Source organism: Nostoc sp. (genome assembly GCF_036917935.1).
Lineage (GTDB): Bacteria > Cyanobacteriota > Cyanobacteriia > Cyanobacteriales > Nostocaceae > Nostoc.
On record NZ_JBALEL010000023.1, the window covers coordinates 1 to 14,021 of the forward strand.

12 protein-coding genes are annotated in these 14,021 nt (G+C 39.0%); 2 read left to right on the plus strand and 10 right to left on the minus strand.

Going from position 1 to position 14,021, the window contains the following annotated elements; all coding sequences use genetic code 11:
- The first annotated feature begins 104 nt into the window (after positions 1-104).
- Entirely contained in the window at positions 105-380 is a 276-nt protein-coding gene (locus tag V7K62_RS10285; protein WP_334863861.1) for a hypothetical protein, read from the plus strand.
- 12 nt (positions 381-392) lie between these two features.
- Here the strand turns inward: V7K62_RS10285 and V7K62_RS10290 are convergent, their stop codons facing one another.
- Positions 393-1,637 carry a macrolide family glycosyltransferase gene (locus V7K62_RS10290; protein ID WP_334863838.1) on the minus strand — a complete coding sequence of 415 codons (1,245 nt, stop codon included), beginning with the start codon at positions 1,635-1,637 and terminating at the stop codon, positions 393-395.
- A gap of 27 nt (positions 1,638-1,664) precedes the next feature.
- Positions 1,665-3,317: an ABC transporter ATP-binding protein/permease gene (locus V7K62_RS10295; RefSeq protein WP_334863839.1), complete on the minus strand. Its 1,653-nt coding sequence runs from the start codon at positions 3,315-3,317 to the stop codon at positions 1,665-1,667.
- Positions 3,318-3,579: 262 nt separating this feature from the next.
- Here V7K62_RS10295 and V7K62_RS10300 point away from each other — a divergent pair, with 262 nt between their 5' ends.
- A complete protein-coding gene (locus tag V7K62_RS10300) occupies positions 3,580-4,854 on the plus strand; it encodes an MFS transporter (RefSeq protein WP_334863840.1) in 1,275 nt (424 codons plus the stop codon).
- 73 nt (positions 4,855-4,927) lie between these two features.
- Here the strand turns inward: V7K62_RS10300 and V7K62_RS10305 are convergent, their stop codons facing one another.
- The 8 genes from V7K62_RS10305 to V7K62_RS10340 all read right to left on the minus strand — a co-directional run bounded on the left by V7K62_RS10305 (position 4,928) and on the right by V7K62_RS10340 (position 14,017).
- Positions 4,928-6,970, minus strand: coding sequence for an alpha-amylase family glycosyl hydrolase (locus V7K62_RS10305; protein ID WP_334863841.1), 2,043 nt, complete (start codon positions 6,968-6,970; stop codon positions 4,928-4,930).
- Between the two features lie 47 nt (positions 6,971-7,017).
- Positions 7,018-7,446 (minus strand): GtrA family protein, encoded by a 429-nt coding sequence (locus V7K62_RS10310; RefSeq protein WP_334863842.1) that lies wholly within the window; start codon positions 7,444-7,446, stop codon positions 7,018-7,020.
- A 119-nt stretch (positions 7,447-7,565) separates the two neighbouring features.
- Positions 7,566-9,203 carry a glycosyltransferase family 39 protein gene (locus V7K62_RS10315; protein ID WP_334863843.1) on the minus strand — a complete coding sequence of 546 codons (1,638 nt, stop codon included), beginning with the start codon at positions 9,201-9,203 and terminating at the stop codon, positions 7,566-7,568.
- 298 nt (positions 9,204-9,501) lie between these two features.
- A complete protein-coding gene (locus V7K62_RS10320; RefSeq protein ID WP_334863844.1) occupies positions 9,502-10,101 on the minus strand; it encodes an acyltransferase in 600 nt (199 codons plus the stop codon).
- A gap of 7 nt (positions 10,102-10,108) precedes the next feature.
- Positions 10,109-10,471 (minus strand): hypothetical protein, encoded by a 363-nt coding sequence (locus V7K62_RS10325; protein WP_334863845.1) that lies wholly within the window; start codon positions 10,469-10,471, stop codon positions 10,109-10,111.
- A complete protein-coding gene (locus V7K62_RS10330; protein ID WP_334863846.1) occupies positions 10,468-11,817 on the minus strand; it encodes an MFS transporter in 1,350 nt (449 codons plus the stop codon). Before V7K62_RS10330 ends, V7K62_RS10325 begins: the two co-directional genes overlap by 4 nt.
- Before the next feature lie 108 nt (positions 11,818-11,925).
- Positions 11,926-12,774, minus strand: a complete 849-nt coding sequence (locus V7K62_RS10335; protein ID WP_334863847.1) for a cupin-like domain-containing protein — start codon at positions 12,772-12,774, stop codon at positions 11,926-11,928.
- 175 nt (positions 12,775-12,949) lie between these two features.
- On the minus strand, positions 12,950-14,017 hold the full coding sequence (locus tag V7K62_RS10340; protein ID WP_334863848.1) for an NAD-dependent epimerase/dehydratase family protein: 1,068 nt from the start codon (positions 14,015-14,017) through the stop codon (positions 12,950-12,952).
- Between the last annotated feature and the right edge of the window lie 4 nt (positions 14,018-14,021).

Genomic DNA, 14,021 nt, shown 5'->3' on the forward strand with positions numbered 1-14,021 from the left:
GGTGTCAATTTTACTCAAACATCGCTGAAACCTATATATAATAAGAGTTTTCAGTCTATCTTGCCCCTGATGACAGCTTCGCTATATTTACCCCTCGTAGTTTGATGTGGTCGGCTGGCACTACTTATAATACCCCTCCAAATCGCCTATCACTGCAAGGTACTCGTCATCATTTAATTAACTTTATTCCCAAATTAGAGGCTGCTTCTTCTCAAAAACGTTACCAACTTTATCGCACTTTACTGAAAGTTATTGCTCACAAGCCTGTTCCCAACCGTCCTGCTAGAAATGAACCACGAGTTCGTAAACGTCGCCCGAAAGCTTACCCCTTAAGGACCAAACCCCGGCATGAATTACGTAAGCAATTACAGACCGCTTAAACCGCAAGTGTTTCAGCTTTTCTTAGTGCCATTCGATATAGATTCTAATGTCTGTGAAGATTTCTGTTCACAAACATATCGCAGAATTTCATCTACCGCTCGCTTTACTCCGCCACCCGCACGACAAGCGTCACCCAAACGACCACTATTTACTCGGAAGGAGTTATTATCAAAAATTTGCTTCGCCGTTTGGCGCAAGCCTTCTGAAGTTATATCTTCTAACATCATCATAATTCCTGCACCCTGCTCCTGAATGCGGCGGGAAATGATTTCTTGCTCATAAGTTTGTGGTACTGCAATCATTGGCACCGAATACCAGACAGCTTCCCGTGTTCCACCGCCTGCACCATGCATAATAAATAGACTGGCACGCTCTAATATTTCTAATTGGGGAACAGTTCCCATAGGTCGAATGATAAAGTTTTCTGGGATATCTCCTAGAAGTGTGACTTCTATTGCTGGACTCAACACCATTACCACCTGAGCATCTGTGTTAGCAAAAGCCTCAATGCATTTATGGTAAAATCCCAAACCTGGGTCGTGAATATTCCCAAATGAAATCAGGATGAGCTTGGATGAATTCAATTTCTCCATTGGGAAATCATATTCCACTGCCCGTACTGGATTACAAGGGCCAACAAAATGAAAGCGTTCATCAAATTTACCGCTATAAGGTTGGAGTTCTAGGGGTAAATAACAAATGTTGAGAGGTTCAATATTAGTAAAGGTGTCAACAAATTTAATTGGAGGTACACCATAAGTTGCTCGTAACTCACGTTGATGTTGACGATAGTGCTTCATCCCGACAGCCGCCTCTTTTAAGAATCGTGGTAGTTTCTTCCTCAGCCAAGGACATTCATAGAAACTTTCGGGAGTAAAAGCGGCTGTAGCAATGGAATTAACAGCAGGAATATTAAGCAACTGTGCTACTAGCCTTCCCCAGAGACAGAGAGAGTCATGAATAATATAATCTGGCTTTTCTGCACGCACTGATTCTAAGAGTGCTGGTAGCATCTCACGAGTACACCAAGTTAGAGAGGGCACTAGAGACATTTCATTTTCAGATGGTGGTGCTGTCTGAGGATTGAGTTGAGGATAGCAACGAAAAGCAGCTCCAAAAGACTCGATTTCTTGTTGAAAATGGGGAACCTCGTAATAAATTACCTCTTCACCTCTCTTCATCAACTCCGTCACTAATCCAAAGGTTGGAATAACGTGCCCGACAGCGGAAACGTTCATAAATATAACACGACTCATAGAAAATATCCTGCTAGTTAGACAAATTTAAAGATTAACAATGACCTGATGATATTTTTTGAGAGTAGGGCGATGACCAACACTAATAAAGGTTGTCTCTGTTTCTACTAAAAGACTATAAAGATGTTCTTCGTTGTTAATATCTAAAGCACTAGTCGCTTCATCTAAAATTGCATATTTTGGTTTCGTAACTAAAAGCCGAGCAAAAGCTAATCTTTGTTGTTCTCCCAAAGAAAGAACATCACTCCAATCTTGCTCGACCTCAAAACCACCAAACCGTTCTGCTAAGTCTGACAGATTTACTCTGTGGAGAATTTGATGAAGTTCTTCATCACTCAGATTAACCTTGGCGTTAGGATAGATTAACTGCTCCCGAAGAGTCCCTAAAATCATGTAAGGACGCTGCGGTAAAAATAGCATTTCTTCTAATTCTGGACGAACAATCACACCTGTTCCCGAATTCCATAAACCAGCTAAGGCACGCAACAAAGAACTTTTGCCACAACCGCTATCTCCCATAATTAGTAATCCCTGTCCTGTTGGCGGTGCTACAGAAAGGTTGCTAAATAAAGTTTTTTGATAATTGGGTGTTTCGACAGTCAGATTTTCCAAGGCTAAACGGCTGTCTATGACTATATCAATAGTCCTAGAATTAGCTATTGCTTTGCTTGGCTGTTTGAGATATTCATAAAATACGTATAGGCGATTAATTGAAGCAGCAAATTTAGTAAATTTTTCAAACTGATACATAATCAAATTCACAGAAAAAGCAACCTGCCCAAAGGCACCACCAGCTTCTGTGACTTTTCCCACCTCCGTCTCACCTGACAGAATTTGGTTTCCTAAAATAAATGCTGGTATGATCCAGGGGAGATAACCAAACTGATACTTAAATATGTTTAAATACACCTCTGACCATAATATCAATCGCTTAAAGTTATGAAAAACTGCATTAAATATAAGTTTAATTTTATTAGCTTCCTGAAGGATGCCGTTATAGAAGGCAATAGACTCAGCATTCTCTCTGATGCGGACTAAAGCAAAGCGAAAATCAGCTTCTTTTTTTAGTTGTTCAAAATTCAGTTGCGTTAATTTTCTGCCATAGAACCCAATAGTTATGGCGTAGGCTAAAATAGAATAAACTACCAGAGCAATAACTAGATTTTTGGAAATAGACCAGAGAATGACACTAAAAGCAATTACTACAAAAACAGATTCCAGACAATTCACCAGCAACTGAATAGATTGCTGGCAGAAATTGGCAACATCTTCAGAAATACGTTGGTCTGGGTTATCAATCTCTTTATGAGAGTTACTCAGATCATAAAAAGCGCGATTTTGGAAATATTGATTGAGTAAATGATGGGTCAACCATCGTCGCCAATAAATGCCGATTGTCTCTCGCAGAAAACCATAGCCAGAATTCAGGAAACCAAAAACAATTATTCCCCCGAAGGCAACTAGTATACCTTGCCAGAATTTAGTACTATTATGGGCGGAAAGGGCAGAAATTAAATCTCCCTGTATAGTATTTAAGAAAACCTTGACTTGAGTGGTAGCTAACAATAAAACTCCGAGAAGCACAAGTAAACCTATAGCACCTCGTTTTTCATTGCTTAACCAATAGAGTTGAGCGATCGCCCAAAACCGTTTAACCGCTTTCAAGCTGAATCGATTCATTTGTAGACTATATAAATTTTTATAGTTTTAAGGATTTTCATAACTACGCCCTCTATTTATTGCGGTAGAAATTAATCAGATACAGGTTCAAAAGAAAATTTACCCCCTACTAGCGATCGCTAACTTTATCTATGTATATCTACTCCGTGATCTAGAGTTTACGCACTTCGTCTTAGTTAAAATAAGTAATACTTTCATTTCAACTTGACCAAGTATACATATAATACAGAACGACAACTAAATCATAATTTTATACATAAAAATGCGTATTTTCACATTTATTTGGTTAGGACAACTAATTTCTCTGATTGGCGTGTCTATGACCGGGTTTGCTCTGGATATCTCGGTATTTCAGCAAACTGGCTCTGCCACTCAATTTGCTTTCCTTACCCTGACTTGTACGATACCGCTCATCGTCATTTCGCCAATAGCAGGCACATTAGTCGATCGTTGGGATCGTCGCTGGATCATGATTATTAGTCATGTCTGTAAAGGACTGTGTACCCTAATTCTGATACTACTAATCAGTATTGGTCAATTAGAGATTTGGCACATCTATCTCAGAAATATCATAACTTCCACCATCGGTGCTTTCCATACGCCTGCTTATAAAGCTTCCATTACCTCTTTGGTGCCTCAAGAGGATTTAGCACGGGTGAGCGGTATGATTCAATTGGGCATGGGCATTCAGCAAATCATTTCGCCTTTACTAGCAGGTATTTTACTGGCTATTGTTAAGCAAAAAGGCATTCTGATCATCGACTTCGCAACTTTACTGGTTGCCCTTGTTCCGCTTCTGTTGGTGCGATTCCCTGAGATCAGCCCGGCTACTGAAGCGAATGAGTCCACTCCGCCTGCCTCATTTTTGCGAGAAACACTCTACGGCTGGACTTATTTAACAGAGCGTCCTGGACTACTCAGCTTTGTGCTTCTGTTCACCATTTATCAATTCTTGGTCGGCTTCGTGAGTGTACTAAGCTTTCCCCTAATTCTTTCATTAACTACGCCAACTAGCTTAGGACAGATTGCATTTCTTAGCGGTCTTGGTATGTTCGTGGGGGCTATAGTAATGAGCACATGGAAGAATAGTTGGCATAACTTAATCAGCCCTGTTCTAATCACTATGTCGGTAAGTGGGGTGTGCATTGCCCTTGCGGGTTTACGGCCTTCTATTATCCAAATTGCGATCGCTACTTTACTTTTCTTCCTGACTGCGCCTTTCATCAATGGCTCAGTGCAAGTTATTTTGCAGACAAAAGTTGCCGAGTCGGTACAGGGAAGAGTATTTGCATTAACCGGAGCAATGTGGGGGGCGGCTATACCGCTCGCTGCGATCGTTGCAGGCCCCCTAGCTGACTATGTTTTCGAGCCACTGATGGCTTTTGATGGAGTTTGGTCTCAAGTGCTAGTTGGCCAAATAATTGGTTCTGGGCCTGGTCGGGGGATTGGACTATTATTCGTAATCATCGGGTGTTTTATATTAATGACAGCATTTATTGGCTCCCAATACCCTGGCATCCGAGACTTGGAACTATAATGTACCTGATTTTGAATCTTCAGCAGGCAATGTTACCCCCATGTAGGGATTAAAAAGGTAATAAAACTTGCTTCTATTCTTGAGCTTTACTTGTCACCTGTAATAGTCGTCCTAAGACAAATGTGAATGGTGGAAGTTTAATTCGCATACCACCTTCCACAAGATAGAATACTCCCCCCGATCTAGCAATCAACATATCGACTCCGCAGAACTTGCCGTACCAATTAGGAATCTTTAAAGCCTCCTCAACTACTGGTGTAGACCCCAGGTTCATCGCAACAAAAAGCGGCTGTTCATCCTCTGCACCATGAATGAGTACACACCAGAGACCATTATTCCTAGAGCATAAGAGAGTGCGGTTTCCACTATGAATTAGTCTATTTTGAAACCTAATTTCGGCAAGCTGTCGAATTAGTAAAAAACTTGGGTGGTTTTTATTATATGGTTCAAAATTTTTGCGGTTAATCGGCCCAAATTCCCATACACATGCAGGGTTATCAAACATATCTTCCCGCACATAGCAATCATGACCAATACACTCACCTGTATCCTGGTGTTGATGTATCCCTAAAGCGCCAGAAAATTCTTGCTCTGTTCCTTGATAGATAGAAGGTATTTGCGGCCCTAAAATTAAGCAAGCAAGTGCAAAATATAACCGGACTCGCGCTTCATCCTGATTTCCTAGACAACTTAAGAAGTGATGGAAAATTCTACTTGTGTCTTGATTATCGAGGAACATAATATTATTCCGCCAACCAGCATAATATGGGTGCGATGGCTCTAAAAAACCACAAAAATAATCTGCAAAACCCCCTAGCCAATTACCATCAGCCAAAGAACGCCTGATAGCATAATAGGTTGGGTAGTCGATCAGATTTGAAAATTTCGCTCCATTGTAGGCAATTACTTCTTCGTGAGTACTACCAGCGTGTTCGGCTATTTGCAGAAACTGCTTTTTTCCAAGATAGGCAGCATACCTTGATATCTCTTCAACGCAAGGCTCCCAGAAATCAAGACCAACGTGACGTGCTGAATCGTATCGAAAACCATCAATGTCTGTTTCTGCAATCCAGTATTTTAGGTGTTGAATCAGTAATTTTCGGACGTAGCTTGTCTCTGTTCGCCAATCTTCTAAGAAGCCAAAGAGCCTTTGATTTACCATATCAGTGTATTCAGGCCCGTGGAAGAGTAATGTGTTACAGGCTTCTATAGGAAAAGGCATAACCGCAGAGCCATCACCTTGCACATACTTGAACTCTCCCCCTGGTGGCCCCCCATACTCTTCCCAGTTAATACTATCTGCAATATGGTTGTTAACAACGTCTAAAATGACAGCAATATCAGCTTCATGAGCAGTTTTCACCAGTTCACGCAGACACATAAGTGTACCCAAACGTGGATCAACCATCAATAGGTGGATGGGATGATAGCCATGATAGCCATCAGCAGCGTTGACATAGACAGGGCTGAGGATAATGGCTCGAATTCCCAATGACTTCAAGTATGTTATCTGCTCAATTACACCCCGAATCGTCCCACCATGACTTGTATAGGGTGAAGTCGGATCATATTTGACTGCACTTAGACCAGTGTAGTTGCTGTCTGCACTGCGAGCAAATCGATCAATCATGATTGAGTAAAATAAACGTGCTTCCCAATCATCGGGACTAGATGTCATTGCAACCTTTGGTTTTAGTCCATATAAAGGCTGATTATCTACATAGCCCAGAAATACAGATGGGATTTCAGCCATTGAGCGGGGTGCTTGATCACAGACTAACAAAAAATGCGATCGCGTGCTTGTATGTTCATTACCAAATGTATCGACATAACCTAAACTGTAACGATATCCTCCCCCGCTACTCATAGGCGGTAGGATGCCTGAGAACATTTGGAAGCCATTTTCTATAACGCTTTCAGCTTGTGCCGTAATTCGATCTGAATCGCAATATCCTTGTCCATCATTCAATTCATAAACTATCTGACCATAATCTGGATTTTTAAATAAGTGAACACCAAATCTGATGGAGATTTTTTCATCACTCCTAAACACCCAAGTATATGGTGCTGTGCTAGGGTCTAAATGTACTTCACAGTATTCGTCAAAATAACGCATAGAGCATTCCTACGAATTAAAAATGGTGAGTTAGCAAACAAGTTAGCTCAGGTGATGGACTTATCTCTCAAAACATCTACTTCTGTCTCACTTATTTGCCAATTCACCTTCCAGTTGAGCGAAAAATTCCAAAAAGTTACACAAACGATTGCTACTATTTTTGCAATATATTCATTGATCTCGAATTTATAAAAGAGCCAATTTACAATTAAACTATTAAAAATCAGTCCAAAAAAACAAATTAAGTTGAACTGGAAAAAACGTCGCAACCGCTTGTCTAATTGTTTCTGAACAGATACATCACCAAAAGTCCATACATCATTCCAGAGAAAATTATTAATGATTGCTACCTCTGTTGAAAGTATTGCACTCGGAGTTAACATCCAACCCAATAGAGTATGCAGAATATAGAATCCTCCTAAGTCTACAAATACACCACTTAACCCTACTATGGCGAAACGAACCAGTCTATTCACAACCAGCCAAGGAAGACTTAAGCGCAGTCGATTTATTAGAATATTAATCTCAAGACATTGGTTCATTCGGCTTATAGTGTTTTAGTTTTTACTACTTATACAGTCTCAAGTTCTACTGTTTACGATTGCTCAATTTTATCGAATTGCCATAAACCTCCAGGTGGTAGATTAAGCACTTTAATAACTTTCAAAAAATAGGTTTTATCTTGCTCTATTTGATGAAATAAACTACTATTATTTTGCATAAATAAAATATGACTATATTTCGGAGAAATCAGCAACAGACTATCATTTGCTACTGGAAGTAGGCTAACTTTTGGTGAATAAAGGCTTAAGGTTAGGATTCCTCCCAAATTAATAGGAGAATCATTAATTATCAGTAAAGGTCTCTCTGATTGATTGAGAACTTGACCAGTTTCTCTGATAACTTTTCCATCCGATTGCATCCACCAATTCTCTACTTGAAAAAATCTGGCATCAGAAACTAAACCGGCTATGAGCAATCCGACTATTAGGAATTGAGGGATTTTTGTCTGCCAGTTATGTTCTTGGAAAATATGAAAAGCTAAAATATAGGCTACAATAATTTCTAGACTGAGATACAAAGGCAGTTGGTAGCGAACTTGAATGGAGCGAGTCCCTCCAGAAATTAGGTCATATATTATTAACAATAGACTAGGAAATCCTCCCAATATAAAAATCAATAGACTGGTTTTATTAATTGGGAATTTTCTGAGAAAAAATCCTAAGTAAATAATCACGCTGAAACTGAATATTAACGCAGTAATACTATAAAATAAAGTGCCTTCAAGAATAAAACTATTAAACGTAAATATATCTGAGGTTAAATTAAGATCGAAAAATGTTCGGGTAACTCGAATCAGAAAGATAGCGATTAGCTCGAAGGGATTATTTATCCATTTGACTGCAAACCCTGAAGTTAGCTCTAGTGCTGTGCTAATGTGGGTGATGATCACAATCAACCAGGGTAAAAGCATTAAAAGGGCAGCAATACTAACAAGCAGATAATTGAGTAAGGTCTTGGTGAAGCGAAACTCTTGTTGAATAACTACATAAATCCCATGAGCTATCATTACCAAAACTGTGAATAAATGGGTGTATAATCCTAAGTCCAATGTCAGGGTATAAACAGCCCAATTTCTTTTATTTTCTTGTCTAATAGCTCGCAATAAAGCAGCACTCGATACTAAAATCTCCACCATCCACAAACTGTATTGACGTGCTTCTTGAGCAAAAAATAACTGCAAAGGAGAAACGGCAATCAACGCCATCGCCACCCATCCCACAATTGGAGACTCAAACAACTCTAAACACAGCCAATACACGCTGGGAAATATCAACAGACTGATGAGTGCTGATAAACTCCTGACCCCAGTAGGTGAATCTCCAAATACTTGCGCCCACAATCTCACCATTACGTAATATAAGGGCGGATGCTGCGGGTCTGAGGTGATTAAGTAATTCACTGTATCAGCCACACCCCGATCTGGATTAATGTGTTGATATTTGTCGAAGATGGTAATAGGAATTGTGCCTTGATGATTAGAAACTTCCTGTTTTAGCTCGGCTACAGTGTGACCAGAAATTGCTACAGATGTCCAAGATTCGTCACAGCAGTATGTTTTTTGTCCTAGATGGGCAAAGCGAAAGAAAATACCTAACCCGATGAGGATTATTACTAAGATTTTTAACCAAGTCGGGGGATTTGCTTTTGATAGTAATTGCGGCTTGTCCATTGATTGCACCTGATTGGTCGCTATAGGTGAATTCGGGGCTTGGCTGTGGTTACCCCCTATGCTATGTCGATAGGAAATTTTTATTCATTAAAGATACCTCAATGATGCTAAAACAGAATTTGTTTATCACATACTAGCAACAGCTATTAAGGGAAAGATGTTGCGGTTATGAAGTTGTTAAATAACAGATCACGTCGCTTTACTCTCCATAAGTATTTAACAATTTATCATCTATTTCACTCAATACAAAACAACTGTAGAAACTGATTGAAATTGTATATATGTGAAGGGAATAACACTATATTGATTTAACCAACCAAGTGATATTTGTCCGCACCACCTTGGCAGGAATTCCTATGGCAAGTGTGTTAGGTGGGATTTTTTTAGTAATAATTGATCTTGGACCAATCACCACATCAGAACCGATGATTGCACCTTTTAACACCATCACTTCACGGGTGAGCCAAACTCGATCGCCGATCTCAATATTTTCATCAGGATTAATGCGATCGCCTTCCGTATTCAAAATTGAATGGCTATCTGTTGTACGAATGTCAGTCAAATCAGCAATTATGCAGCCTTCACCAATTCTGATGCTTTTTCCTCCATGTGCAATGAGACGCACATCATTGGAAATGTGGGTTCGATTGCCAATCGTCATTTCACTACTATTACCCAAAATTTCTACAAAGCCATCAATATCACAATTCTTGCCAATCGATAATATATTGTCGTTCCCATGAATGACAATTTGCAGATTATAGAGATTTGTCCCACTTCCTATGACAATGTGATTATTAGTTCCTTTAATCTCGATTCGTTTATGAACAACTACTTTGTCAGACCAGTGACGCTTTCCCTCTCCCCAATGCAAGAATTCACTCAATATCTTATTCATCGATGTCTTAATCTCCTTCATTCCCCATTGTGAGGGATACATGATTGCCATTAGCAGAGCAATCGTTTTCAATCTCTAAGCTATTACCGCTGCCTGCGATCACAATATCGTAATTAGTGATCTTTGTGTGTTCCGAAATTTGCAGATGATTATTGACTCCTTTAATTGCGATTCTTGTCCGTGATAGATGTCCCGCACAGTGGAAAAAGGATTGCTTTGCAACCTCAATTTTGTTCGACCAATACCAATAATATAAATTTTTCATGCTATCCAGAATTATTTTTACAGATGTAGAGACAGATGCGATTAATGGCATCTCTAGATTAGGTTTGTGGTTGATTTTTAGTCTTAATTGAAGCTCATTGCTCAAGGATTAATTATTTTGTCTTCTAATGTTTCTCCATCAACTATTAACAGCTTATCATCTATGTGCATTAATCCCAAATAACTGTACAGAATGACTGAGATGATTAAAAGAAGTAGCCCTTCAAGAACCATCAAAAAACCGATTCCACGCCCTGAACCGGTTTCAATTACCCGGCCTACAGTACTAGCAAGTAGCCCATCATTAGATAGCATAGGTTCCAGAAATCCATCGGTTAAGGGACTGGCACTAAGATTACCCAAAGCCCCACCCAAGCCTGCCAAAGTGTAGAACAATGAAAGAACACGTCCCTGAACATTTTGGGGGATGCTAGTTTGCAACATCGTACTATTAGTACTTAGAATAATGGGCAAGGTAAAAAATGAAATAAAAATGCCCAAGGCAATGGTAGGAATAAAGGGTTTAATGCCAGTGATTAGTAGACCTATTCCATTTAATGCCGAAAATATAAATAGAGCAGAGATAGATTTTTTGCCTCCTCCCCAAATACTCATAAGGATGCTGCCAGCAACCATTCCACAGCCGGCAATTGACATTACACTACCAAATGTTGTAGCTGAAGAGAAAGATAATATTAAGGGATTAATCAAGACAGAAGTCATGCCGTTCACAAAAAAATAAATTGTCATGAATGACAGTAGAATCAGCAAGAAAAAGCGAGAAGAAATATTTTTCCAGCCATAAACAATATCATTGATGATGGTAGATATTCCCATTGTTGACAGAATACTAGATTCCGGCTGAGGAATATGAATAAATAGTAGGGTTAACAATGCAATTAAATAAGTAGACAAATCAATCAGCAGCAAGCCCTGAAGTTGTACATTAGCAATGAGTAGACCTGCCAAGATTGGTGCAACCAGTTGTCCTAATGCTGTGCTGAACTGAATCAAGCCATTAGCTCTCCCCATCTGATTGCTAGGAACCATCAAAGGTAAAGCAGCACCTTTGGCAGTCATTTGAAAAGAACCGCAGACTGAGCTAAAAAACGCAGAAACATAAGTATGCCAAAGTTGCAGATTGCCAGTCAGTAACAGTACAGCAAGTGTGAGTGTGATTAAAGCTGCAGCTATTTCACTAAAAATAATTGTCCATTTTCGATTCCATCTATCTATTAATGCACCGGCAAAGGGAGTGATCAATACACCGGGCAATGTTGTAAAAAATATAACTAGGCTAAGTTGTGTAACAGCATGAGTATTCTGATAAACCCAGATACCTAAACCAAATCCTGTTAGGCGATTTCCAATTTCAGACAGAGACTGCCCCAGCCAAAAGAGGGTAAAATTACGCAGTTCCCGAATTAGTTCAATTAGTTTAGTTACATACATATTTTATAAATTAGATGTATATTTTTTGGCTTGTAAGGTTTCAGGAGGGAAATTAACAAATGTGCTGAGGTTGAAAAAAATTGCTTACTATACCATTTTAATATAGAATCATCGACTAAAAGCTCTCTTTAAAATAGTGGGTATTTGTGCTGCCAATCTCCGCCCAGGAGGAGTTAAAAATTGACTAATAGGTGGCTTAGACCAGAAATTTACAGAGATATTTAGCTCGTGATTTGAATTTTCTAGTGAGTATACTTGATGCCACCAAAAAGCAGGAATAAATAAAATTTCACCGAGTTCAACAATACACTCAAAATATTTGGCTTTTTGGAAATTGGGAAATTTATCCAAATCTGGCTTTTCAATATTTATTTGGCTCATGTGGGGGATTTTTGAACCAGCCGGAAAAGGATATAATGAAGATGTTTGTTGGGGGTCAAACAACAGAAAACGCTTGCGATCGCTAATTTGAATAAATAAGTTATCCATTGCGTCATAATGCAATGGAGATGTGTTACCGCCAGAACCAATCCAAATAGTTGGATCGATAAATAACTTTTCATCAAAATATTCTGGAAACTTAATATCTTGCAATAGTTCTGGAAATTCTCTGGGGATTGACTGTTGTTGCAGGTAATAGAATTTATCAAATTTATTTTTTGAACCCAGGATGTTGATGAAGTCACTAAATTGGATTTTCTGTCTCAAATTAGCAAATCCATTTTCCAAGTTTCCTGTAAAAATACTATTTTGAGAAACACTTATATCAACCTCTTTATCACTGAATAAAGTAGTGAGATAATTAGCAGTCCATAAAGAGAGAGCATTCCAATCATTAATAGCACCAGTGATGATGACAGGTCTTCTGGGAGAGAGAAAATTCCTTTCAAATTCCTCTCTTGTCGGTTGTTCAACCCGTTCAATGTGCCTCACTGCGGTTAAATCATTCTTGCTCATCAAAAAATTCCTATTTGTAGATTTTTTCTGGAATCAGGCAGACTGGTTGAATAACATCAAAGTTGCTGTTAAGTAAGTCGGAGTAAATAATTGTCGTTGGAATAAGGCAATAGGATTTTAGCTTAGTTCATTTTTCTTCACATAGTTTGATTTTATTTTTATTGTACCTACTTACTTATCTCTTATTTAACAACATAAATTTATCAGACCAAGCAGCAACCATTTCTGGAAATATCAATTGTAATGGCTTAGTTATAGACCAATTAGGATAATGATTTTTTATTTTTTGTAAGTTACTATAGTAACATATGTGATCCCCTTCTCTATTTTTTTGTATATACACAGAAATCATTTTTTTCTTAGTCAATGAAGCCACGATATCAAAAGCTTCTAATATCGAACAGGTATTATCTTTTCCGCCTCCTAAGTTATAAACTTCACCGCTACGGGGTGCTTTAATAAATTCCTCAATCAAGCGGGCTACATCATAAGAATGAATATTGTCGCGGACTTGCTTACCTTTGTAACCAAATACCTGATAAGTGCGACCTTCTAAATTGCATTTTACTAAATAGCTGAGAAAGCCGTGCAATTCCACACCAGAATGATTAGGACCAGTCAAACATCCGCCGCGCAAACAACAAGTTTTTAGGCCAAAATAGCGCCCATATTCTTGCACCATGATATCGGCGGCAACTTTAGAAGCACCAAAAAGAGAGTGTTTTGATTGGTCGATGCGAAACGATTCCGAGATACCATGCTCATATACAGAATCAGCATAATCCCAACGGCTTGCTAACTCTACCATTGGGATTTCATTGGGCGCATCCCCATATACCTTATTGGTAGACATATGCACAAAAGGCGCATCTGGGACAAATTGACGAGTTGCTTCTAAAAGATTTAGTGTTCCTACAGCATTGGTTTCAAAATCATCAAAGGGAATTGATGCCGCTAAATCGTGGCTGGGTTGGGCTGCTGTATGAACGATCGCATCTGGTCGGAGACTATCAATTAAGTCTAAAATAGCAGTGCGATCGCGAATATCTATCTCGTGATGGATAAAGCCTTTAAGTTCAGATACTAAACGTTTTTGATTCCAACGAGTATCTCCTTGAGGTCCAAAGAAAATAGCTCTTTGGTTATTATCAATGCCGTGAATTGCCCAACCTTGATGGGCAAAATATAGACAAACTTCAGAGCCAATTAATCCCGATGAGCCAGTTACAAGTAATTTCTTCATTTGG